We start from the raw sequence: 21,929 nt of genomic DNA on the forward strand, positions 1-21,929 counted from the left end.
CCAGGGCCAGAAATTTAAAATTTAATAGCCGATCATTTTCATTAATTTTATCCTTCACCGTAGTGGATATTTTTTTCTATATTTAATTATGCAAAAGACCTGTGAAGAATGCGGTGAAAAGATCGTTGGAAGAACAGATAAGAAGTATTGCAGTGATTACTGCAGAAATGCTTACCATAACCGTATTAATAAAGATTCCAGTAATTTGATAAGGAACACTAATAATTCCCTGAGGAAAAATTACAGGATCCTTCAGGAATTGAATCCATCCGGAAAGACTTCTGTTCCCAAGTCTAAATTGCTTTCCAAAGGTTTTGATTTTGAATTATTCACCAGCATTTATACCACAAAAACAGGGAATCAGTATTTCTTTGTATATGATCAGGGTTATTTAAAACTGGAGAATGAGTTCTTTGCACTGGTCAAAAAAAATTAAAATTTCAAGGTCCCTAAACCTCTAACCCAAAAAACATTAAGTTTCTTTATATCCTATTTACAACTCTACTAATCCAAAATAATCCTGCTCAGCATATTGACTTCGCCAATTAAATTACAGGGAAATTTCAGGATATACTTCAGAAGATAAAATAATTGAAACCTAAGGAATTCCATTAAACATTTATGATCCGGAATACGAATGTGGATTTCTTTCTTCCAGCGAGCAATTGAAAGATTTTGAAACTCTTGATTATAAACATGTACAGTTTACGGGGAACGAAGAAGACCTATTTATTCTTGATCAAATTAACTTTAACGAGGAAGCAACTTGTATATTCTATAAGGAGTATCAACTGAATAATAAAACCACCATTACCGAATTAATAAAAATCTTTGGTGAGTCTTATTTTAAAGATTTAAAGAATAATTCAGGGGATGTGGTAATTCCCAATAAAAATAAGACGAGTGAAGACGGATATCAGTTTGAACTAAGGAATAGGAAATTGATTTCGATAACATACTGGAGTCCGTGTTAATCACAACGTGAGAAACATGGTAAAGTCATTTTTATCTTCAAGGGAGAATTAATGATGCCAGTTTTGTCCTTTTAATCGCAAAGCAGCTTTAAGAACATCTTTCTGACTTATTTGTCCAACCAGTTTACCTTCATCCACAATTGGAAACCTTCTGAATTTTAATTCAATGAATTTTTTGGCGGCATCCAGCACATTCATGTTTCCATCAATGGTTTCTACAGTGGTATTCATTCGTTTGCCTACAGTAAGATCATTCATGGGCATATTATAATACCTGCTATCTGAAATTTGTTTCATGCAATCCCCTTCAGAAATTATTCCCAGTAATTCATTTCTTTCATTCACCACGCAGCCTCCCGAAATGCTATGCTTTATAAGTTTTTCCATCACATCCATGACATTCTCATGTTCCCTGAAGGTTACAAGGTTTTGCGCCATATAATCTCTCACTAACATTGGTACTTCAGCTTCCTTTTCCGGCGCTGCTCTTTTTCCCATAAAATTTTTAATTCCCATAGTCCAAACATTTGATTCACAATTACTTAAATATAAGGAAAATTAAATAAAATGCTAAGTAGAGGAATTCATTCTTGCAGTCTCAAAAACTTATTTAACTTTAAGAGCTTTGATTCTTACTTCATGAATAAAAGATTTTCCGGCTTAATTGCTTTTCTTCTCATTATTATGGGCGTCTGGCTCACCTTTAATTTCGATCAACCGCAATCTCAAAAAGATCAAAAAGTCTCCCCCACTCAGTTTTCAACAGATAGGGCTTTTGCTCATGTAGAAGCGATCTCTCAAAAGCCGCACTACGTTGGAAGCCCTGCTCACAGTAAGGTGAGAAATTATATTGTAGACCAACTACAGCAATTAGGTCTGGAAGTGCAAACTCAGGAAGACTACCATTTGAATGCCAATGGAATCCTGGTAAAACCACAAAACATTCTAACCCGGATCAAAGGAAGTGGAAATGGCGAAGCCGTGATATTGATGACCCATTATGACAGTGCTCCTCACTCCTCATTTGGCGCCAGTGATGCTGCCAGTGGAGTGGGAACAATTCTGGAAGGGGTCAGCGCGTTTTTGAAAAAGGAAACTAAACCGGTAAATGATATCATTATCCTCTTTACAGATGCAGAGGAACTTGGCTTAAATGGTGCTGAAATTTTTATTAAAGACCATCCTTGGGCTAAAGATGCAAAAGTGGCCCTTAATTTTGAAGCGAGAGGTAGTGCGGGGAATCCATATATGTTGCTTGAAACCAACAACGGGAACGCCCGGTTAATCGAGGCATTTCAGAATGCTAAGATTAAATTCCCGGTAAGCAATTCTCTTGCATATAGTATTTACAAGATGTTACCGAATGATACAGATCTAACCGTTCTCAGAGAAAAAGGCGATATCAACGGATATAATTTTGCTTTTATAGACAATCATTTTAACTATCATACAGCTAGAGATAATTCAGAAAATTTAGATCTAAATACACTTGCTCATCAGGGTGCGTATTTAATGCCGTTGCTGGATTATTTTAGCAAAAATGATCTGTCCCAGCTTAATAGCGATCGGGACCTTATATATTTCAACCTACCCTTTGGAGAGTTTGTTTCATATCCATTTGATTGGGTGATACCCATGTTAGTGGTTGCGATCCTGATTTTTATTTTGCTGCTGGTTTATGGTTTTCGCAGGGAACGTCTGGATTTTTTACTGCTATTAAAAGGGTTTCTTCCCGTGATCATAAGCAGCCTTCTCTCCGGAGTTGCAGTTTGGGCCTTATGGAAATTTTGCCTGTATCTATATCCTGAATATGCTGAAATGGAACATGGATTCACTTATAATGGCTATTTCTATATCACCTTATCCATATTTTTGGCACTGGCGATTTCGTTTTTAGTTTATCATTATTTCCTAAGCGAAAGCAGGCGGGCTTCCGGTTTTATAGCACCATTAGGAATCTGGATAAGTTTATGCACTTTAATTTCAATCTATTTAACAGGGGCTTCTTACTTTATAATTCCCGTATTCATGGGCTTATTACAATTATTTGTAATGATAAGGCAAAAGCGCCCAAACAGGATTTTAATGGCGCTACTTTCCTTTCCGGCCCTGTTCCTTATTTTACCATTTATATATAATTTACCGGTAGCATTAGGATTAAAAATGCTATTTGGAACAGCAGTTCTAATCAGTCTTTTATTTTCCCTTTTTCTTCCTCTGTTCCTATATTTTAAAAGACTGAAATCTTTCGCCTACCTGTGTTTTCTTATAGCCAGTATATTTCTTATCACTGCTCATTTCAATTCAAATTTTTCTTCGGAAAGACCTAAACCTAATAGCCTGGTATATCTTCTGGATGTAGATAACCAAACTGCGACATGGAATTCTTATGACGGAATGCTGGACGATTGGACCAAAAATTATTTTGCTGAAGATGCTACTGAAGGTATGGGGACTGAATCTGGTTTTCAAAGTAAATATGGCAGCAATTTTAAAAGATATGCTGATGCTCCGGTAATTGAATTAAAAGAACCCGGAATTATATTAAAGGAAATTTCCCTGGATAGTACTGCCAACCTGCGCAGTTTCTCCCTGAAGATTGCCCCAAACAGGAATGTAAACCGGATCGAGATCTTCGAAACCCGGGATGTGGATTTTCAAAGTTGTAGGGTTAACGATATGCTTGCAGAAGGACAAGATCTGGGACAGAACAAATTTCATATGTTTACGAGGCGTTGGAAAGAAAGGCTATTGACCTATCATGCTTCCAACCGTGACACTCTTCGAATTGAATTCAGCATAAAAAAGGAAGACAGACCGGAATTTACTATTTACGAAACGGCTTATGACCTTCTTGAAAATCCGGAATTGGATGTTAAGGAAAGACCGGCCGGAATGATACCAAAACCATTTGTGGTAAACGATGCCACTATTATAAAGAAAACTCTCACCATAGAATAAATGAAGGTAGCGATATTAGGATGCGGATGGCTGGGACTGCCATTAGCAAAGGAACTTATTTCACAAAACCATGAAGTAAAGGGTTCTGTAACGAGAATGGAAAAAATGAGCGATCTAAGAAAGGCAGGGATCATCCCTTACTCGATCAAACTATTTGAAAAAGGAGTCCAGGGAGACATTAGTTCCTTCCTTTCTGGCATTGATGTTTTGATCGTGGATATTCCACCGGGATTAAGAAAAAATCCGGATTCAAATTTTGTAAAGAAGATCCGGAACCTGGTGCCTTATATAGAAAAGGCCCACTGTGAAAAGGTGATTTTCATCAGCTCCACTTCGGTTTATCCAGATGAAATGGGAAATCCGGAATATTCTGAGGAAAGCAAAACCGATAATTCTTCTCCAACCGCCATCCAATTGCGAAACGCTGAATTGCTGTTGTTGGACAATTCCAATTTTCAAACTTCGGTTTTAAGATTTGGAGGTTTAATTGGCGAAAACAGGCATCCGATTTATCATCTTGCCGGCAGGGAAAATATTTCATCCCCGGAGGCTCCGGTTAATCTTATCCACCAGAAGGATTGCATTAGAGCTATTTCTTTGTTGATAAAGGAAAAAGAAGACAATTCTGTCTGGAATCTGGTATACCCGGAACATCCTTTAAAAGCAGATTATTATACCACTATGGCAAAATCTAAAAATCTAGGGCTTCCGCAGTTCCGGAAAAATGAGGAGGCTAAAGGGAAAATTATAAGCTCAGATAAGATCATCAGGGAGTTGGACTTTGAGTTTAAACATCCCATCTCCTAAATAAAAAACCCGAATGATTCAGATCTAAATCATTCGGGTTCTAAGTTTTTATGATCAGGAGTTAGTCCTTCTCTTCTCCATATTTATCATATTCCGGATAAAGGAAATTATTATACGGGAATCTGGTAATATGAATTTCTCTTACTGTCTCGTAAACCTTCTTTCTGAAGTCTTCAAAATTCTCCTTATTAAGGGCAGAAATAAACAATACATTATCGCCCATCCTGTTCATCCAGGTTCTTTTCCATTCCTTTAGACTATAATGTGCTGAAGTCCTTTCGGTCATTAGATCGTCCTCTTCAATAGTTTCCTGTGTATAGGCGTCGATCTTATTAAAAACCATAATTGTTGGTTTACCGATCGCTTCAATTTCAGTAAGAATTTGGTTTACCGAATCGATATGATCTTCAAAATTAGGATGTGAAATATCCACCACGTGTAATAACAGATCTGCTTCTCTCACCTCATCCAGGGTGGATTTAAAGGACTCTACAAGCTGCGTAGGCAACTTTCTAATGAATCCCACCGTATCACTTAAAAGGAACGGCAAATTGCGTATTACAACCTTTCTAACGGTAGTATCCAGCGTTGCAAATAGTTTGTTCTCGGCAAACACGTCACTTTTACTAATAACGTTCATCAAGGTAGATTTTCCCACGTTGGTATACCCAACCAGTGCTACCCTAACCAATTGTCCGCGATTACCGCGCTGTACCTCCATTTGCCGGTCTATGGTATCCAGTTTTTTCTTAAGCAGGGAAATCTTGTCCCGAACGATCCTACGGTCAGTTTCAATTTCGGTTTCACCGGGTCCACGCATACCAATACCCCCTCGCTGTCTCTCAAGGTGAGTCCACATTCCTGCAAGTCTCGGCAACAAATACTCATATTGTGCCAGTTCCACCTGGGTTCTTGCGTAGCTTGTTTTTGCCCGTTGCGCAAAAATATCCAGGATAAGACCGGTTCTGTCAAGGATCTTACATTTTAGGATCTTCTCAATATTCTTTTGCTGCGCCGGCGAAAGCTCATCATCAAAGATCACAGCTCCTATATCATTCTCATCTGCAAATTCCTTTACATCGTTCATTTTCCCCGAACCAATAAAGGTTTTAGGATCTGGCCTGTCCAGCCTTTGGGAGAATCTTTTAATCACTTCTCCTCCGGCTGTGTAGGTTAGAAATTCAAGTTCATCAAGATATTCTTCCAGTTTTTCATGGTCCTGATCTTTGGTTACAATACCAACAAGAACAGTTCTTTCGTAAGATAAATCGGTCTTTTCTATCATAAGGGTAAAGATAATCAATACTGCGCAATCAGCTCAATGCTGAAAAATACTTCAACAAAATTTTAACTGAAAAAGGCCCGTTTAAAACGGACCTTTTTCTAAATATGTATTTTATGTTTTAGAATCCGAAATTCAGACCCAATCCAAATACTTCTCTAATTTGAAATGCTCCAACAGCATTATCATCATAGATCGCCTGAAATATAAGGTTAGCTGAAAGATAATCGTTGATTCCCATATTTACATTTAACAGGTAATCTATATCTACATTCTGCGGGTTGTCCAGGTAGTTCGAGTAAAGCGAAAGCGTATGCTCCATATTCACATTCTCTACCACATCGTAACTCAAATAAGCACTAAGAGCAGCACCCAATTCAAAACGCATGGATTTTCCCTGATCAAGGCCAAAGTAATCTCCGTCTACATATCCGGGACGGGTCGTGAAATCGCTATCTACGAAAATGAAACGCGCTGTCGCCGGAGCAAAATTCAGAATAAAATTATCGTTGGGCTTATACATGATGCCAGGTCCGGTTTGTAAATAACCCGGGGATAAGAAATGAGTGGTTTCAGTTCTCACAACTTCTCCAGTCACCGCATCCTTGGAAAATTTATATCCTTTGTCGATCTGTGTTCGGAAATTCAGGAACCAGGAATAATAAAAGTTCTTGCTGTCGATCTGCTTCCCGGCAATAGAATTGAACTCAATCCTGTCACTGGTCTTTCTGGCAAATTCATCACCTTTAACTTTCGTAAGTCCATAATTGGCGAGAATCCGGTTATCCCAGGTAAATTCGTCATTTCTATAGTTAAATTGATAATCTACAGTCAGGTTCCCGGCGATACTGGAGGTTCCACCACCGGTCCATTCTTTATTAAACGCCGATTGATTAAATAATAACTGAAAATTTCCTTCAGTTTCCCATCCGTTTGGAGGGATGGAGTCTTTTTCTTCCTGCGCCATTACTGCTACAGAAAAAAGCAAGGTGAATACAGATAGTAAAATTCTCTTCATAATTAATTTTTTGGTTTCTTAAATAAGGGTACAGAGGAGCAGGCCTCTCCATACATGATACTCTTAGCAACAGGTTGCAATTTGTTCAATAGAAACAAATAGGCATTTTTAGGAACTGGTTTATTAGAACAGCCTTTAATGATCACGGGCTTATCCTTTAAATGATTTACATCAAGTTCACTAATAATTTCCATGTAAAGATGGCTTTCCAAAGTTTCAAGATCTCCGGTTACCACCTTCTTTGCAAAGGGATGTAAATAAGAGGCAATAAGCATATACGCCCACGAAGGCACGATTGCATCTGTAGAACAGCTTATTGCAACAAAAGCGTCCTGATAAGTACTCCAGTCGTGGTTTTTAGCATTTTCACGAAAGTCCTTTTCACGAAGTACAAAACCTTCCAACAACCACTGGCTAAGATCAAATTCTTTGCGTTCTCCTTTTGGATAAAAGTCTTCAAGATCGAAGGTTTCCAATTTACTTTGAGCGACCCTGTTTACGATCTCTTCTGCCATTCAAAAAGTTTTTATAATAATCCTAATTCCAGTTTTGCACCTTCACTCATAAGGTCCTGACTCCATGGTGGATCAAAAGTGATCTCCACCTCAGCATCTTTAACCATATCAAGGGATTTTACTTTCTCCTCTACTTCCAAAGGCAGGGTTTCTGCAACCGGACAGTTAGGCGTAGTAAGCGTCATGAGTATTTTCACATCATAATCTGTACTAACCATTACGTCATAGATAAGACCTAATTCGTATATGTCTACCGGAATTTCGGGATCATAGATGGTTTTAAGAACAGTTACGATCTTTTCTCCCAGTTCCTGTGTATTTATTTCCTGCTCCATTTTAATTTAATTGAGTTTGATATGCTATCGCATACATTTTTAATTGTTTGATCATGCTTACCAGTCCATTTGCACGGGTTGGAGAAAGATGCTCCTTAAGTCCTATTTCATCGATAAACTGAGTATCTGCCTCCAGAATTTCTGATGGATGCTGGTTGGAATATACTCTAATAAGAATTGCTACGATCCCTTTGGTAATTATAGCATCACTATCTGCAGTAAAAACCAGTTTATCACCTTCCAGCTCGGCATGTACCCAAACTTTACTTTGGCAGCCTTTGATCAGGTTTTCGTCTATCTTATATTTCTCGTCTATTAGAGGTAAAGATTTTCCAAGTTCGATCATATATTCATAACGCTGCATCCAGTCGTCGAACATCGCAAACTCATCAATTACCTCATTTTGTTTTTCCTGAATCGTCATATAACAATTTTATACAAAAGTACAATAAGCATTAGTGCTATTCAACATTTTCTGCCAATCTTAAAATAGCCTGTACCAATGGTTTTACCTCAGATGGAGCATTCCCGTGATCAAATGAATTAGTCTTGTAAACAGTGTCATTCTTACGCACGCTCAGGATCGCATGTAAGGCTGCATCTGATGCTCTTGACTCCGACGGGGCTTTCAACCGGCTAATCTCGTTTATATTCACCTTTTGAGCTTTATTGACCAGAGACTCCCAATCTTTCTTCTGGATTTTGGCTGATGACTCTCCGGCTTCCAGCCCGGTACTTTTTATATTTATCATTTCCGGAGTAATTGTATAAACCGTTGCAGATCCTCTTGTGAAAGTCTCATAACTAAAAGATTGTATTGAACTTAATTCCTGATGACTGCAGTCATTAATCGCAAAAAACACCATAAGAAAGCTTACTATTGAAATTCTCATTTTAATCTGAATTTAGAATTAAGGTATATTACGAAAAAAGGCACCGTAAAGGTGCCTTTTTTATATTTTATTAACTGAATGTTAGTCGGCCATGCTCGCACGGAATCCGCCGTTAGCGAAAACGCTTAACATTCTTACTTTTTGACCTTCTGTAAACATGTTCAAACATGGGTCATCTGAATAATCCATGAAATTCATGGTCATATCTGCTGTTCCACAATTTACAGTTGGATAAGAAGGACAACCTCTGGAAGGAGCATCAGAATCTGGAGTGTCATCTACATAATCTGTAGCTCCACAACCACCATCACCCCAAATGTGACGAAGGTTCAACCAGTGACCTACTTCGTGAGTAGCCGTTCTTCCGGTAGAATACTGAGTTGTTCCGGTAAACCTGTGATCCATCACAACCCCATCTGTAGACCAGCTACCACCCGGGAACTGGGCGTAACCAAGAATATTTCCTCCTCTGTATGGCATATTTCCTACTACCCAGATGTTAAGAAATTCCTGAGGATTTACCACATCAGATCCACCACTTGAAGAGAACTTCATACTATCATCTGGTCTCCAACGGCGTTTTTTTGTTTTTACTCTAATCACATCTTCCAGTACGAACCTAACACCTATGTTAGCTTCAACTGAAGAAAATTCAGAAGGAATAGAATTTCTTCCCGGATTATTTAAGCTAAAATCTTCGTTTAAGGCCACAATTTGATCTTCTAATTGACCAAGTGGAATATTCTCACTGGATTTATTATAGATCACATGAAATACTACCGGGATTTCAATTTTCCCATCTGCAGCCAGTCTTTTGGTCATTCCATGTTTGATCGCCATTTTGGTATGAGCTTCCACCGCCTCCATACTTTGAATTAGCTCGGGGTTTTTAGCAATATTCTCCTCAAGAACACCCATGGTTCCACATTGTTCTTTGGCAATAGCGAATACTTCAGTTTCCTGGTTAGCTAGGTTTTGATCGATAATTTCTTCACCTGATTTTTGACAGGAGGCAAATACGAGAGTTAAGGCCGAGGCCAAAAGATAAATTCTTTTCATTTAATAAGGTTTTAGGGTAAAGCCGGTGGTAATTCTTAAGTGTTGGGCCTGGGGATTGAATTGCCGACTTTGCAATTAATTGGTTTAAAAATTGAATATTTGGCACAACTTCAGAAGATTTTCTAAAGAACACGAGTTCAATATAACCAAATTATTAGGGAATAGTTAACATAACAGAATCTCCAGACGGAGATAAGCAATAAAAAATCCGACACAGCAGAGCATGAGTCGGATTCCTATAAATGTTAAAATTTAATATTATTTCGTCGTGAAAATTTTATTGAAGCATCATCACTGCTTTTTTCACCGCCTCTATAAACCTGTCAACTTCTTCTGTGGTATTATAAAAGGCAAATGAGGCTCTTACCGTTCCCGGAATTTTATAGAATTCCATAACCGGTTGAGCACAATGATGTCCGGTTCTAACCGCAATTCCCATTTTATCAACAAGAGTTCCTATATCGTAAGGATGCAAACCTTCCACGTTAAAAGAAATTACAGCAGTTTTTTCACTGGCTTCACCATAAATCTTCATCCCTTCAATTTCCTTCAGCTTAGCGGTTGCGTATTCCAGAAGTCCATGTTCATATTCGGCAATGGCATCAAACCCAATGGCATTCATATAATCCAGGGCCGCTCCAAAAGCTATTCCTCCGCAAATATTCGGAGTCCCGGCTTCAAATTTATGAGGGAGACCGGCATAGGTGGTTTTTTCAAAACTTACCGTGGCGATCATTTCTCCACCACCCTGATAAGGTGGTAATTTTTCAAGCCACTCTTCTTTTCCATAAAGCATCCCTACTCCCGTAGGCCCGCACATTTTATGAGCAGAAACCACATAAAAATCGACATCCAGTTCCTGAACATCGGCTTTAATATGAGGTGCCGCCTGAGCACCGTCTATAAGAACTGCTGCCCCGAATTCATGAGCAGCGTCAATGATCTTTTTAATCGGATTGACTGTCCCCAATGCGTTTGAAACATGGTTTAGGAATACAACCCTGGTTCTGTCTCCCAATAATTTTTCTAATTCAGAATAAATAAGCTCCCCATTTTGATTCATGGGAATAACTTTAAGAATGGCTCCTGTCTTTTCACAGAGCATTTGCCAGGGAACAATATTAGAGTGGTGCTCCAGAGCCGAAACCAGGATCTCATCCCCTTCTTTTAAAAGTGATGCAAAACCACTCGCAACCATATTAATACCATGAGTGGTACCCGAGGTAAATATGATCTCGTGAGCCTTTTCAGCATTAAAATGCTTCTGAATTTTTATTCTTGCCTGTTCATACTTATCGGTAGCTTCCTGTGAAAGCGAATGCACGCCGCGATGAATATTGGCATTATAATTTGAATAATAGTCCACGATGGCGTCCATCACCTGTACAGGTGTTTGCGCGGTCGCGGCATTATCAAGATACACCAAAGGATAGCCGTTAACCTCACGGTTAAGAATTGGAAAATCCTTCCGAATTTTTTCCACATCAAAAGCCTTTACCTGAGTGTGCTGCCCCATCCTTCTAAAATTTTATTTTATAAGTTGAAACCAAGGTCCACCTCAAGCTTGGTAGCAATAAGCTTATTGATACGTTTTTTGACTTCAGGAATCTTTACGCTTTCAAGTACATTATTTGCAAAGGCATACATCAAAAGACCTCTGGCCTCTTTTCTTGGAATTCCTCTTGACTGAAGGTAAAATAATGCTTCCTCGTCCAGCTGACCAATAGTACAACCGTGACTACATTTCACATCATCTGCAAAGATCTCCAATTGAGGCTTTGAATTGATGGTCGCTGTATCGTCTGAAAGTATGTTGTTATTAGACTGGTAAGCATTTGTTTTCTGAGCTTCCTTTTCAACCACAACTTTTCCGTTAAATACACCTACAGATTTATCGGCATAAATACCTTTATAATCCTGATGACTTTCACAGTTTGGCTCTATATGGTGAACCAGCGTATTGTGATCTACATGCTGCTTATCTTCAATAATGGTAACACCCTTCATGGTAGAATCTATACGCTCACCATTCTGATAAAAATTCAGGTTATTACGGGTAAGTTTCCCACCAAAAGAGAAGGTATGTACAGAAACATTGCTTTCAGATTTTTGATCGATAAAAGTATTATCGATTATTGATGCTGAAGCTCTGTCGTTCTGAATTTTATAATAGTCCACCATTGCTCTTTTATCTGCATGGATCTCTGTTACCGAGTTGGTAAGCACAGGATGATCTGTAAGACTCTGATGTCTTTCGATTATCTGAACCTGAGAATTTTCTTCAACAACGATAAGATTTCTTGGCTGAAGCAATAATGCAGACTCGTTCCCGGTGGCGAAATTTATAATTTGAATTGGTTTATCTGCAAGTTGATTTTTGCCAATATGAATAAAAGCACCTTCTCTGGCAAATGCTGTATTCAACGAATTCAATCCCGATTCCGGAGTTAACTTATTATAGTAATTCTCCATAACCGCACGGTATTTATCTTTATTTAATGCCGAAGACATTAAACAAACATCGATTTTATCGTGAGTGGTTTGGGAGAGGTGTGAGGAAAATATACCATCTATAAATACCAGATTATAAGTATCTATATCATGTATAAGATATTTTTTAATATCTCTGTACTCAATGGCATCTTCCCTTTCCGGGAAAATACTATAATCATGTTTTAAGATGGCATTGAGTGAAGTATACTTCCAGTTCTCATCCTTTTTAGTAGGAAAACCAAGGCTCTCAAAATTCTTAATCGCCTCATTTCTCAAACTGTCCAGATTCTCATTTGGATCCAGCCCCTCTTCAAAGGCTAAAAATGATGAGACAAGTTTATCTTTTAATTCCATTTTGTTCACTTTCAATTTCAAAATTCAGTTTCTCATCGCTCTATTTGCGATAAATCTTTAATTCTGAATAATTTTAAACTGTTTCCTGCTTAACCCAGTCGTAACCTCTTTCTTCAAGTTCGTAAGCCAGTTCTTTCCCACCGGACTTCACGATCTTCCCGTCTACAAGTACATGTACCACATCTGGCACGATGTAATTAAGCAATCTCTGGTAGTGAGTAATAAGTAGCACTGCATTGTCTTTGCTTCTTAATTTATTCACCCCATTAGCTACAATTCTAAGAGCATCGATATCCAGTCCGGAATCGGTCTCATCAAGAATTGATAATTTTGGATTCAACATCGCCATCTGGAAGATCTCATTACGTTTCTTTTCTCCACCGGAGAAACCTTCGTTTAAAGATCTTGATAAGAATTTACGGTCTATCTCCAACATTTCAGACTTTTCACGGATAAGCTTAAGCATATCATTAGCCGGCATATCTGCCAGGCCATGAGCTTTTCTCTGTGCGTTAATAGCCGTTTTGATAAAGTTGGTAACAGATACACCCGGAATTTCTACAGGATATTGAAAAGATAGAAAAACACCTTTATGAGCTCTTTCTTCCGGAGCCATTTCACTAAGATCATTTCCTTCAAAGATGATCTCGCCTTCTGTCATTTCATATTCTTCCCTACCTGCGAGCACAGAGGATAAAGTACTTTTACCGGATCCATTTGGTCCCATAATAGCGTGAACCTCTCCAGGATTTACCTCAAGATTGATCCCTTTCAGGATCTCTTTATCTTCTATTTTAGCGTGTAAATTCTTTACTTTAAGCATGTTTATCAATTCTGAATCTGCCGGAGCAGATTGTTTATTTTATATTTCTATTTTCTAATGAATCTGAAGCATTCGCCTCAGGTACTTTCATTATTTCTCTTATTTCAATTACTTCCTCCCAGCCTTCCTGCTCCGGATTAGGAACGATCTTGGCTTTTAGAGTTACAGGTACCATTTCAAAGTCTTCAGCTTTTACCGTAGAAAAGGTATCGGCCAGTTTAAAAAACATGGAATCCTGTAAAACTCCATACACAAAACCTTCTCCTCTTAATACTGCCGCACCTTTTACATGCACAAATTCACCTTTTAGAACCTGAATACTATCGGGAACCTTAGTCACGTTCAAAGGCGACAAGATCTCCCGCCGATTTGAATCCTGACAGGCGACAGCCAAAAGACTTAAAAACAATAATCCAAATAACTTTTTCATAGCAAAATCTCTAATCGAATTATCCTACAGATCCTTCTAAAGAAATTTCAAGTAATTTTTGAGCTTCCACAGCAAACTCCATTGGAAGTTTATTTAATACTTCCTTACTAAAACCATTTACGATCAAAGCGATCGCTTTCTCTGTATCAATCCCTCGCTGGTTACAGTAAAAAATTTGATCTTCACCAATCTTGGAAGTGGTCGCCTCATGCTCTACCTGAGCAGATTTATTTTTAACCTCTATATAAGGGAAAGTATGCGCTCCACATTTATTACCCATCAACAATGAGTCACACTGCGAAAAGTTTCTCGCATTTTTAGCTCTCCCGTTGATTTGAACCAAACCACGATATGAGTTTTGTGAATGTCCCGCAGAAATACCTTTAGAAATAATAGTACTCTTGGTGTTCTTACCAAGGTGGATCATTTTTGTTCCGGTATCTGCCTGCTGATAGTTATTAGTAACCGCAATGGAATAGAATTCTCCAACAGAGTTATCTCCTTTTAGGATACAACTTGGATATTTCCAGGTAACCGCAGATCCTGTCTCTACCTGAGTCCAGGAAATTTTGGCGTTCTTCTCACAGATCCCTCTCTTAGTAACGAAGTTGTAAACCCCTCCTTTACCTTCTTTATTTCCAGGATACCAGTTTTGAACGGTACTATATTTAATTTCTGACCCATCCAAAGCAACAAGTTCCACAACTGCCGCATGCAGCTGATTCTCATCACGTGTTGGAGCAGTACACCCTTCCAGGTAACTCACATAACTATCTTCATCTGCAACTACAAGAGTTCTTTCAAACTGACCTGTCCCGGCCTGGTTAATTCTGAAATATGTAGAAAGTTCCATAGGGCATCTAACCCCTTTTGGGATATAACAAAAAGATCCATCACTAAATACAGCCGAATTCAATGCAGCGTAAAAGTTATCTTTTTGAGGTACTACCGTCCCTAAATACTTCTTCACTAATTCCGGATGCTCTTTAATAGCTTCAGAAATAGAACAGAAGATAATTCCTTTTTCAGCAAGGGTTTTCTTAAAGGTAGTGGTAACAGATACAGAATCCATTACAACATCTACAGCCACCCCGGCCAGTTTCTTTTGTTCGTCCAAAGAAATTCCAAGTCTTTTAAAGGTATCCAGCAATTCCGGATCTACCTCATCAAGGCTATCGTACTTTGGTTTTTTATTTGGTGCAGAATAGTAAGAAATATTCTGAAAGTTGGGTTTTTCATAATGAACGTTCGCCCATTCCGGCTCGATCATTTCTTCCCACGCACGGTAAGCTTCCAGACGCCACTGCGTCATCCACTCCGGCTCTTCTTTTTTCTTGGATATTGCTCTTACGATATCTTCGTTCAAGCCCACAGGGAAAGTATCAGATTCTATATCTGTATAAAATCCATATTCATATTCCTTGGTTTCGAGCTCTTTCTTTAAATCGTCTTCAGTATATGCCATTCTAAGTAATTCTAAGTTTAATCAGCGTCAAATTACATTGACCTAAAATTGTTTTTACAGTGAAAAACTCTCACCGCATCCGCAGGTTCTTTGTGCATTAGGATTGTTAAATACAAATCCTTTTCCGTTTAAACCACCTGAATATTCAAGAATGGTTCCGGCCAGATACAGCACACTGCGTTTATCAACAACAATTTTCACATTGTTGTCTTCGAAGACCTTATCGCCTTCTGCCTGGCTCTTATCGAACTTAAGCTCATAAGACAAACCAGAACAACCTCCACTCTTAACTCCTACTCGCACATAATCTGCAGTAGCATCAAAACCTTCCTCGGTCATAAGAGCAGAAATCTTCTTTTTAGCTTCTTCGCTAACTTTAATCATAAGCTATAAAGATTAATTCTAAATTGGGCACAAATATACTACAAAGCAAGTGTTTTACCATAGACTAAGCATTTGTTTTAAGAATTGACTAATAGAGTTTGTCAATCAAAAAAACCACCCCGTTTTCTTAGGGCTCAGCAACAAATTTGCTTCTGCAAAGCTTTTAAGGCATTCTTCTTAATTGAATTTTATAATCGTACTTTTGCACTTTAAAATTCAATTGCATGTTTGAGAATAGTCAGGAAAACAAGACAAACCTTTCACAATTAGGAGAATTTGGACTCATAGACCATTTAACCAAGAACTTCAGCCCTAAACTTGAATCCACCGTTAAAGCGATTGGTGATGATGCAGCGGTTGTAAGATTTGAAGATAAAGAGACCCTTATTAGTACCGATCTTTTGATTGAAGGAGTACATTTTGACCTTGCCTATATGCCTTTGAAACACCTGGGTTATAAGGCTATTATGGTCAATTTATCTGACATTTATGCCATGAATGGAACGGCAACTCAGGTTACGGTTTCCATTGCGGTATCAAACAGATTCCCCGTAGAAGCCCTCGAAGAGCTGTATGCCGGAATCCAGCTTGCTTCCAAGATCTATAATGTTGATGTGGTTGGAGGTGACACTACTTCTTCAACTTCAGGCTTACTAATAAGTGTCACAGCTATTGGGCACGCCGAAAAAGAAAAGGTAACCTATCGTAATGGCGCGAAAGCTAATGACCTTCTTGTAGTAACCGGTGACCTTGGTGCAGCTTATATGGGCCTACAGGTTCTTGAAAGAGAAAAAGAAGTTTTCAAAGCTAACCCGAATTCTCAACCGGATCTTGACCAGTATACTTACCTTATTGAACGCCAGTTAAAACCGGAAGCACGTAAAGACATCCCGCCTTTATTGAACGATCTTGGAGTTCAACCTACTTCTATGATCGATATAAGCGATGGTTTATCTTCAGAAATAATTCACCTATGCAAGCATTCAAAAGTAGGCGCTAATTTATTCGAAGAAAAAATTCCATTAGACCCTGCAGTAATCTCTGTATGTGAAGAATTCCAGATAGACAGCACCATGATCGCATTAAGTGGAGGGGAAGATTACGAGCTTTTGTTTACTATAAAACAAGATGATTTCGACAAGATAAAAGGTAACCCGCATCTTACTGTAATAGGTCATATGACTGAAGAAAATGAAGGAATGCATTTAATCACCAGAGCTAATCAAAAACTACCATTGATAGCCAGAGGTTGGAACTCTATGGAAGAAAAAGATTAAGAAGCATTTTTTAATAATCTTCTTTTTCGTCTCTTATGGATCTGGGAGATATAATCATTGGTCTCCCTATATTTTGGGGTTAATCTTGCCAATATTCCATTGGCAGTATCGGTCATTTCCAACCCGCAATGTTCACACTTATATTCGTGTAAATGATCTGTCACATTTTTTGAGATTTTAAAAAGGTGACCGAAAAATTTACAGCGAATTTGCGCAAAGGAAAAAGGAATCTGATAGTCTTCCATAACCTATTGATTATTAATCTTATATAAGATATAACAAAAATTCAATAATTAGGAGATAAAGTTAAACAAAATTTTTATTTGTTTGCAGTACAGGTTTTTACATGTAAGACTTTCAGGTGAGGAAATTTAACTTTAGCTTTTCGGATCCTGACCCGAAAAAAAATCTTTCTAAGACCTGAGCATAGTTAGAAATATCTTAATGAAAGACAGCAAATGGGCATTGAAATAAAGAAAGGACTAAGTTGTTTTGGCAACGAAAACCTCTTTACGCTTTCTGTGGATCTTTGCGATATAGTCGTTTGTCTCCTTGAATTTAGGAGTTAATCTGGCTAAAAACCCATTTGCGGTATCTGTCATTTCCACACCACAGGTTTTACACTTATACTCATGGACATGATTGGTAATGTTCTTGGACACCCTTAATTTATGACCAAAAAGATTGCATTGAACCTTTGCTAATGAAAAGGAAGTAGGAAGCTCTTTTTTCATAGGAGGCTAAATTTCTGATTATTAGATTTCTAAAATAATTAAAAACTCAATAGATTCGACAAAAAGGTGTATTTATTCGATGAACTGCGTTATTTTAACTAAAGATTTCCGATCTTCCAACCATGAATTATGGCCATTTTTTAACCTGAAAAAGTCACATTTACAGGAGCCTGAAACCCTTTCTAATTCCCTGATATCCAGTATTTGATCTTCATCAGCAGCTATGATGACCTTTTGATTTTCGAAGTTTTTTAATTCTTCGGTTAAATTTGTACGATTTTTCATACCAATTAAAGCTGCCTGCACTCCCTCCTTACTCATTTTCAAGGCCCGGATTTTCAATTCATCGATCTCTGTCGCATATTTTTCTCGACTGGCATCGGCAAACAGATTGGAGATAGCCATGCTTATATAAGCTTTCTTGTTTTTACCTACCAGTTCCACAGAACGATCTCTTACATCTTTCCTTTCTTCCGAATCCTGAACAGGGGTTGAATTGATCAACACAATGCTCTGCAACATCTTAGGAAATTTTTTCAGGAATTCCAAACTTACATAGCCTCCCATGCTATGTCCTGCCATACTTACCTTTGCAATATTCAAATGAAGCAGAATATGGTGTACTACCTCCGCCATCATACTCATGGAATGCTCCGGAGATATATTCTCAGAACCTCCATGCCCGGGAAGATCGATAATTATTATTTGCCGCTCCTCCTTTAGTTTCTTTAAAAGCTCTCTCCAGATCAAAGAATCCTCCAGAAAGCCATGCAACAAAACTAAGGGTACTTTCCCTTTATTGCCCTCCACCTCATATTGGATCTTTGCACCCTTATATAGAATCTTACTCATGTTGTAAATTAAAAAACCGCAAACCCGGAAGTTTACATTCTGGAATTTGCGGTATTGATATTAGATTATGATCTCCTTGAATCCGATAGATTACGAATTCATGATATCCTCGATCTCTTCGATCTCGATAGGAATATTTCTCATTAAGTTAAATGGTTCCCCTTTTTCCTGAATAACCACATCATCCTCAAGCCTAATCCCGAAACCTTCATCTGGCAAATAGATTCCCGGCTCTACGGTAAATACCTGATTCGCCTGCATAGGCTCGGTAAGAATTCCATAATCGTGAGTATCCAAACCAATATGGTGAGAGGTCCCGTGCATGAAATACTTTTTATAGGCCGGCCAGTCCGGATCTTCATTTTGAACATCTGCTTTATCAAGCAATCCAAGATCCAGCAATTCTGAAGTCATCATTTTACCAACCTCAACATGATATTCTTTCCACATGGTTCCCGGAACCAACATTTTTGTCGCTTCTTTTTTAACCTTATTTACAGCATTATAAACCTGCTTCTGCCTGTCTGTATATCTTCCTGAAACCGGAATGGTTCTACTAAGGTCACTGGAATAATTGGCATACTCGGCACCTGTATCTAAAAGAATAAGATCACCGGCCTTACACTGATGTCTATTTTCGATATAATGCAGCACATTCGCATTATTCCCACTGGCAATAATAGGAGTGTATGCAAAACCTTTAGACCTGTTTCTTATCATCTCGTGATAATACTCCGCTTCAATTTCGTATTCCCATACTCCGGGTTTTACGAATTTCAAAGTTCTTCTGAAGGCTTTTTCAGTAATATCACAAGCCTTTTGCATCAAGTCCAATTCGATTGGATCTTTCACAGATCTCAATCTTTGCAAAATTGGATTAGCCTTGGCCACCTGATGTGCCGGATATTTCTCCTTACACCATTTTATAAATCTATCATCTCTGGTTTCAGTTTGATGATTAGCGCGATAATGTTCGTTGGTATTAAAGTAAACTGTTTCACACTGGGTCATTACTTCAAAAAACACCTTTTCAAAATCCTTCATCCAGTAAACAGTTTTCACCCCGCTCACCTCAAAGGCATCTTCCTTGGTAAGTTTTGCACCTTCCCAAACAGCAATATGTTCATTGGTTTCGGTTAGAAAAAGTATTTCGCGATGCTTTTCTTCCGGGGCATCCGGAAAGAGAACAAGGATGCTTTCATCCTGATCTACTCCACTCAAATAAAAAATATCCCTGTTTTGCTGAAAAGGCATAGTGCTATCTGCACCAATTGGATAAATATCATTAGAATTAAAGACCGCTAAACTGTTCGGCTTCATCTTCTCCATGAAGTTTTTACGGTTCTTTATAAAGAGTTTTGAATCAATCCTGTCATATTTCATAAATAATTCTTTTCAATTTCTTCAAAATTAAAGGAATTAAGCGCAAAAGCTATAAAACGAATTAAAATTTTAGATAACCAAAGCTTTTCCTATTTTTAAGCACTTACTAAATCAACTATGAAGAAACATTACTTATTCCTAAGTACCCTATTACTTTCCGTATCTCCAATTTTTTCTCAGAATTCAGCAAGTACCGGACAGGACATAAAATCCGGACTGGATAAAAAGCAGGCGCTAATAAAGAATTCGGTAGTTAAAAATATTCCTTTAAAGAATATTGGTCCAACAGTTATGAGCGGTCGAATTACAGACCTTGCGGTAAATCCGGACGATCCAACCGAATTTTATGCTGCCTATGCAACCGGAGGGCTTTGGTATACCAATAATAATGGAACCTCATTTACTCCGGTAATGGACAACAGTCCTACTCAAAATATTGGAGATATTGCGGTTGACTGGAAAAACGGAACAATTTGGGTTGGAACAGGAGAAGTGAATGCCTCAAGATCTTCATACGCAGGAATAGGCCTTTTAAAATCTGAAGACAAAGGAGCCTCCTGGGAATATATGGGCTTACCCGATTCTCACCATATAAGCAGAGTGCTTATAAATCCTGAAAATTCAGATGAAATTATAGTTGGTGTAACCGGTCACCTTTATACTCCTAATAAGGAAAGAGGAATTTATAAAACAACAGATGGTGGAAAAACCTGGTCTAATAAATTATTTATCAATGAGCAAACCGGGATCATAGATATAGCTGTAAATCCGGATAATTTTAATGAAATGTACGCAGCGGCCTGGGATAAGGATCGAAAAGCCTGGGATTTTAGAGAAAGCGGTGCAAATAGCGGAATTTACAAAAGTACAGATGCCGGAAACACCTGGTCACTTATCACCACAAAAGGATCGGGATTTCCAACCGGCGAAGGCGTAGGCCGAATAGGAATTTCGGTTTTTGATGATGAGACTGTTTATGCCATCGTAGATAACCAGGACAGAAGAAAAGAAAAAGATACCAAAGAGAAAAAATCCAGCGGACTTCAAAAAGATGATTTTGACAAAATGAAAAAGTCAGAATTTTTAAAACTGGAAGAAGATCAACTGGAAGATTTTTTAAGAGACAATAACTTTCCAAAAAAATATACTGCAGCTTCAGTAAAAGATCTGGTCAAAAAAGAAGAGATCGAGCCTAAAGAAATTTCCCTGTATCTCGAGGATGCGAATTCGCGTTTATTCAGCACTCCTGTTATAGGCGCACAGGTTTACAAAAGTATTGATGGCGGAAAAACCTGGAAGATCACTCATGAAGATCACCTTGACGACCTTTATTATAGTTACGGATATTATTTTGGAATGATACACGTGGATCCGCAGGACAAGGACGCTATTTATGTTTATGGTGTTCCAATTTTGAAATCGAAGGATGGCGGAAAAACATTCAGCTCTATTGATGCGGAAAATGTTCATGCAGATCATCATGCACTTTGGATCAATCCAAACCGTAGCGGACATCTAATTGATGGAAACGACGGAGGAATAAATATTTCTTACGATGACGGCGAAAACTGGATGAAAAACAACTCTCCAAGTGTGGGTCAATTTTATACGGTAAACATCGACAATCAAAAACCATATAATGTTTATGGCGGGTTGCAGGATAATGGTGTTTGGACCGGACCACATACAAATACTGAAGGTGTTGATTGGCATTCTTCCGGAGACTACAATTTTAAAAGCATCATGGGTGGTGACGGGATGCAGGTAGAAATCGATAATAGAAACCCTGATATAGTTTACACAGGATACCAGTTTGGAAATTATTTCCGTATCAATCGTAAAACCGGGGACATGACGTTTATCCAGCCAAAACATGAACTGGGCGAGAGA

General features: G+C 38.3%; 24 protein-coding genes. 6 read left to right on the plus strand and 18 right to left on the minus strand.

What is annotated here, in order from left to right; translation table 11 throughout:
* Nucleotides 1-88: 88 nt before the first annotated feature.
* Together ACNKXV_RS04500 and ACNKXV_RS04505 are read left to right on the plus strand one after the other, a co-directional pair.
* Nucleotides 89-436 (plus strand): hypothetical protein, encoded by a 348-nt coding sequence (locus ACNKXV_RS04500; RefSeq protein ID WP_417906507.1) that lies wholly within the window; start codon nucleotides 89-91, stop codon nucleotides 434-436.
* A gap of 229 nt (nucleotides 437-665) precedes the next feature.
* Nucleotides 666-974, plus strand: a complete 309-nt coding sequence (locus ACNKXV_RS04505) for a hypothetical protein (protein ID WP_417906508.1) — start codon at nucleotides 666-668, stop codon at nucleotides 972-974.
* 48 nt (nucleotides 975-1,022) lie between these two features.
* On the opposite strand, the gene ACNKXV_RS04510 is transcribed toward ACNKXV_RS04505, so the two are convergent.
* On the minus strand, nucleotides 1,023-1,490 hold the full coding sequence (locus ACNKXV_RS04510) for a CBS domain-containing protein (RefSeq protein ID WP_417906509.1): 468 nt from the start codon (nucleotides 1,488-1,490) through the stop codon (nucleotides 1,023-1,025).
* Between the two features lie 123 nt (nucleotides 1,491-1,613).
* On the opposite strand from ACNKXV_RS04510, the gene ACNKXV_RS04515 reads away from it, so the two are divergent.
* Together ACNKXV_RS04515 and ACNKXV_RS04520 are read left to right on the plus strand one after the other, a co-directional pair.
* Nucleotides 1,614-3,935, plus strand: coding sequence for a M28 family peptidase (locus tag ACNKXV_RS04515; RefSeq protein ID WP_417906510.1), 2,322 nt, complete (start codon nucleotides 1,614-1,616; stop codon nucleotides 3,933-3,935).
* On the plus strand, nucleotides 3,936-4,742 hold the full coding sequence (locus ACNKXV_RS04520) for an NAD(P)H-binding protein (RefSeq protein ID WP_417906511.1): 807 nt from the start codon (nucleotides 3,936-3,938) through the stop codon (nucleotides 4,740-4,742).
* Between the two features lie 61 nt (nucleotides 4,743-4,803).
* Here the strand turns inward: ACNKXV_RS04520 and hflX are convergent, their stop codons facing one another.
* The 13 genes from hflX to ACNKXV_RS04585 form a co-directional block, all read right to left on the minus strand.
* A complete protein-coding gene (gene hflX / locus ACNKXV_RS04525) occupies nucleotides 4,804-6,027 on the minus strand; it encodes a GTPase HflX (RefSeq protein WP_417906512.1) in 1,224 nt (407 codons plus the stop codon).
* Nucleotides 6,028-6,145: 118 nt separating this feature from the next.
* Nucleotides 6,146-7,042 carry a DUF3078 domain-containing protein gene (locus tag ACNKXV_RS04530; protein ID WP_417906513.1) on the minus strand — a complete coding sequence of 299 codons (897 nt, stop codon included), beginning with the start codon at nucleotides 7,040-7,042 and terminating at the stop codon, nucleotides 6,146-6,148.
* A gap of 2 nt (nucleotides 7,043-7,044) precedes the next feature.
* Entirely contained in the window at nucleotides 7,045-7,557 is a 513-nt protein-coding gene (locus tag ACNKXV_RS04535) for a DUF2480 family protein (RefSeq protein WP_417906514.1), read from the minus strand.
* An 11-nt stretch (nucleotides 7,558-7,568) separates the two neighbouring features.
* The gene (locus ACNKXV_RS04540; RefSeq protein WP_026914726.1) at nucleotides 7,569-7,892 is read right to left on the minus strand and encodes an iron-sulfur cluster assembly protein; all 324 of its coding nucleotides are present in this window, start codon (nucleotides 7,890-7,892) and stop codon (nucleotides 7,569-7,571) included.
* A 1-nt stretch (nucleotide 7,893) separates the two neighbouring features.
* Nucleotides 7,894-8,316, minus strand: a complete 423-nt coding sequence (locus ACNKXV_RS04545; protein WP_417906515.1) for a SufE family protein — start codon at nucleotides 8,314-8,316, stop codon at nucleotides 7,894-7,896.
* A gap of 37 nt (nucleotides 8,317-8,353) precedes the next feature.
* Complete coding sequence (locus ACNKXV_RS04550; RefSeq protein ID WP_417906516.1) at nucleotides 8,354-8,785, minus strand: hypothetical protein; 432 nt, start codon at nucleotides 8,783-8,785, stop codon at nucleotides 8,354-8,356.
* 81 nt (nucleotides 8,786-8,866) lie between these two features.
* Nucleotides 8,867-9,844 carry a zinc metalloprotease gene (locus tag ACNKXV_RS04555; RefSeq protein WP_417906517.1) on the minus strand — a complete coding sequence of 326 codons (978 nt, stop codon included), beginning with the start codon at nucleotides 9,842-9,844 and terminating at the stop codon, nucleotides 8,867-8,869.
* 277 nt (nucleotides 9,845-10,121) lie between these two features.
* Nucleotides 10,122-11,360, minus strand: coding sequence for an aminotransferase class V-fold PLP-dependent enzyme (locus ACNKXV_RS04560; protein ID WP_417906518.1), 1,239 nt, complete (start codon nucleotides 11,358-11,360; stop codon nucleotides 10,122-10,124).
* 17 nt (nucleotides 11,361-11,377) lie between these two features.
* Entirely contained in the window at nucleotides 11,378-12,691 is a 1,314-nt protein-coding gene (gene sufD / locus ACNKXV_RS04565; protein WP_417906519.1) for a Fe-S cluster assembly protein SufD, read from the minus strand.
* A 73-nt stretch (nucleotides 12,692-12,764) separates the two neighbouring features.
* Nucleotides 12,765-13,514 carry a Fe-S cluster assembly ATPase SufC gene (gene sufC / locus ACNKXV_RS04570; protein ID WP_417906520.1) on the minus strand — a complete coding sequence of 250 codons (750 nt, stop codon included), beginning with the start codon at nucleotides 13,512-13,514 and terminating at the stop codon, nucleotides 12,765-12,767.
* A 34-nt stretch (nucleotides 13,515-13,548) separates the two neighbouring features.
* Nucleotides 13,549-13,944 carry a hypothetical protein gene (locus ACNKXV_RS04575; protein ID WP_417906521.1) on the minus strand — a complete coding sequence of 132 codons (396 nt, stop codon included), beginning with the start codon at nucleotides 13,942-13,944 and terminating at the stop codon, nucleotides 13,549-13,551.
* Nucleotides 13,945-13,963: 19 nt separating this feature from the next.
* Nucleotides 13,964-15,409: a Fe-S cluster assembly protein SufB gene (sufB, locus tag ACNKXV_RS04580; RefSeq protein WP_417906522.1), complete on the minus strand. Its 1,446-nt coding sequence runs from the start codon at nucleotides 15,407-15,409 to the stop codon at nucleotides 13,964-13,966.
* A 54-nt stretch (nucleotides 15,410-15,463) separates the two neighbouring features.
* Nucleotides 15,464-15,793: a HesB/IscA family protein gene (locus ACNKXV_RS04585; protein WP_417906523.1), complete on the minus strand. Its 330-nt coding sequence runs from the start codon at nucleotides 15,791-15,793 to the stop codon at nucleotides 15,464-15,466.
* 224 nt (nucleotides 15,794-16,017) lie between these two features.
* On the opposite strand from ACNKXV_RS04585, the gene thiL reads away from it, so the two are divergent.
* Nucleotides 16,018-17,070 carry a thiamine-phosphate kinase gene (gene thiL, locus ACNKXV_RS04590; protein ID WP_417906524.1) on the plus strand — a complete coding sequence of 351 codons (1,053 nt, stop codon included), beginning with the start codon at nucleotides 16,018-16,020 and terminating at the stop codon, nucleotides 17,068-17,070.
* On the opposite strand, the gene ACNKXV_RS04595 is transcribed toward thiL, so the two are convergent.
* The 4 genes from ACNKXV_RS04595 to ACNKXV_RS04610 all read right to left on the minus strand — a co-directional run bounded on the left by ACNKXV_RS04595 (nucleotide 17,067) and on the right by ACNKXV_RS04610 (nucleotide 20,039).
* Nucleotides 17,067-17,315: a hypothetical protein gene (locus ACNKXV_RS04595; protein WP_417906525.1), complete on the minus strand. Its 249-nt coding sequence runs from the start codon at nucleotides 17,313-17,315 to the stop codon at nucleotides 17,067-17,069. The genes thiL and ACNKXV_RS04595 overlap by 4 nt on opposite strands.
* Nucleotides 17,316-17,552: 237 nt before the next feature.
* Nucleotides 17,553-17,804: a hypothetical protein gene (locus ACNKXV_RS04600; RefSeq protein WP_417906526.1), complete on the minus strand. Its 252-nt coding sequence runs from the start codon at nucleotides 17,802-17,804 to the stop codon at nucleotides 17,553-17,555.
* A 72-nt stretch (nucleotides 17,805-17,876) separates the two neighbouring features.
* Nucleotides 17,877-18,656, minus strand: a complete 780-nt coding sequence (locus ACNKXV_RS04605) for an alpha/beta fold hydrolase (RefSeq protein ID WP_417906527.1) — start codon at nucleotides 18,654-18,656, stop codon at nucleotides 17,877-17,879.
* Between the two features lie 90 nt (nucleotides 18,657-18,746).
* Nucleotides 18,747-20,039, minus strand: coding sequence for an aminopeptidase P N-terminal domain-containing protein (locus ACNKXV_RS04610; RefSeq protein ID WP_417906528.1), 1,293 nt, complete (start codon nucleotides 20,037-20,039; stop codon nucleotides 18,747-18,749).
* Between the two features lie 117 nt (nucleotides 20,040-20,156).
* On the opposite strand from ACNKXV_RS04610, the gene ACNKXV_RS04615 reads away from it, so the two are divergent.
* The coding region (locus tag ACNKXV_RS04615) for a WD40/YVTN/BNR-like repeat-containing protein (RefSeq protein ID WP_417906529.1) at nucleotides 20,157-21,929 on the plus strand (1,773 nt) is incomplete at its 3' end.

Origin of the sequence: Christiangramia aquimixticola (assembly GCF_048285835.1) — a bacterium.
GTDB lineage: Bacteria > Bacteroidota > Bacteroidia > Flavobacteriales > Flavobacteriaceae > Christiangramia > Christiangramia aquimixticola.

What these genes read in the sequence shown, in the direction of transcription:
- ACNKXV_RS04550 (WP_417906516.1), bottom strand. Translation starts at nt 8,785, where the DNA reads ATGAGAATTTCAATAGTAAGCTTTCTTATGGTGTTTTTTGCGATTAAT.
- ACNKXV_RS04535 (WP_417906514.1), bottom strand. Translation starts at nt 7,557, where the DNA reads ATGGCAGAAGAGATCGTAAACAGGGTCGCTCAAAGTAAATTGGAAACC.
- ACNKXV_RS04545 (WP_417906515.1), bottom strand. Translation starts at nt 8,316, where the DNA reads ATGACGATTCAGGAAAAACAAAATGAGGTAATTGATGAGTTTGCGATG.
- ACNKXV_RS04555 (WP_417906517.1), bottom strand. Translation starts at nt 9,844, where the DNA reads ATGAAAAGAATTTATCTTTTGGCCTCGGCCTTAACTCTCGTATTTGCC.
- ACNKXV_RS04595 (WP_417906525.1), bottom strand. Translation starts at nt 17,315, where the DNA reads ATGGAAGACTATCAGATTCCTTTTTCCTTTGCGCAAATTCGCTGTAAA.
- ACNKXV_RS04540 (WP_026914726.1), bottom strand. Translation starts at nt 7,892, where the DNA reads ATGGAGCAGGAAATAAATACACAGGAACTGGGAGAAAAGATCGTAACT.
- ACNKXV_RS04585 (WP_417906523.1), bottom strand. Translation starts at nt 15,793, where the DNA reads ATGATTAAAGTTAGCGAAGAAGCTAAAAAGAAGATTTCTGCTCTTATG.
- sufD (WP_417906519.1), bottom strand. Translation starts at nt 12,691, where the DNA reads ATGGAATTAAAAGATAAACTTGTCTCATCATTTTTAGCCTTTGAAGAG.
- ACNKXV_RS04610 (WP_417906528.1), bottom strand. Translation starts at nt 20,039, where the DNA reads ATGAAATATGACAGGATTGATTCAAAACTCTTTATAAAGAACCGTAAA.
- hflX (WP_417906512.1), bottom strand. Translation starts at nt 6,027, where the DNA reads ATGATAGAAAAGACCGATTTATCTTACGAAAGAACTGTTCTTGTTGGT.
- ACNKXV_RS04510 (WP_417906509.1), bottom strand. Translation starts at nt 1,490, where the DNA reads ATGGGAATTAAAAATTTTATGGGAAAAAGAGCAGCGCCGGAAAAGGAA.
- sufB (WP_417906522.1), bottom strand. Translation starts at nt 15,409, where the DNA reads ATGGCATATACTGAAGACGATTTAAAGAAAGAGCTCGAAACCAAGGAA.
- ACNKXV_RS04530 (WP_417906513.1), bottom strand. Translation starts at nt 7,042, where the DNA reads ATGAAGAGAATTTTACTATCTGTATTCACCTTGCTTTTTTCTGTAGCA.
- ACNKXV_RS04575 (WP_417906521.1), bottom strand. Translation starts at nt 13,944, where the DNA reads ATGAAAAAGTTATTTGGATTATTGTTTTTAAGTCTTTTGGCTGTCGCC.
- thiL (WP_417906524.1), top strand. Translation starts at nt 16,018, where the DNA reads ATGTTTGAGAATAGTCAGGAAAACAAGACAAACCTTTCACAATTAGGA.
- sufC (WP_417906520.1), bottom strand. Translation starts at nt 13,514, where the DNA reads ATGCTTAAAGTAAAGAATTTACACGCTAAAATAGAAGATAAAGAGATC.
- ACNKXV_RS04600 (WP_417906526.1), bottom strand. Translation starts at nt 17,804, where the DNA reads ATGAAAAAAGAGCTTCCTACTTCCTTTTCATTAGCAAAGGTTCAATGC.
- ACNKXV_RS04500 (WP_417906507.1), top strand. Translation starts at nt 89, where the DNA reads ATGCAAAAGACCTGTGAAGAATGCGGTGAAAAGATCGTTGGAAGAACA.
- ACNKXV_RS04515 (WP_417906510.1), top strand. Translation starts at nt 1,614, where the DNA reads ATGAATAAAAGATTTTCCGGCTTAATTGCTTTTCTTCTCATTATTATG.
- ACNKXV_RS04520 (WP_417906511.1), top strand. Translation starts at nt 3,936, where the DNA reads ATGAAGGTAGCGATATTAGGATGCGGATGGCTGGGACTGCCATTAGCA.
- ACNKXV_RS04560 (WP_417906518.1), bottom strand. Translation starts at nt 11,360, where the DNA reads ATGGGGCAGCACACTCAGGTAAAGGCTTTTGATGTGGAAAAAATTCGG.
- ACNKXV_RS04605 (WP_417906527.1), bottom strand. Translation starts at nt 18,656, where the DNA reads ATGAGTAAGATTCTATATAAGGGTGCAAAGATCCAATATGAGGTGGAG.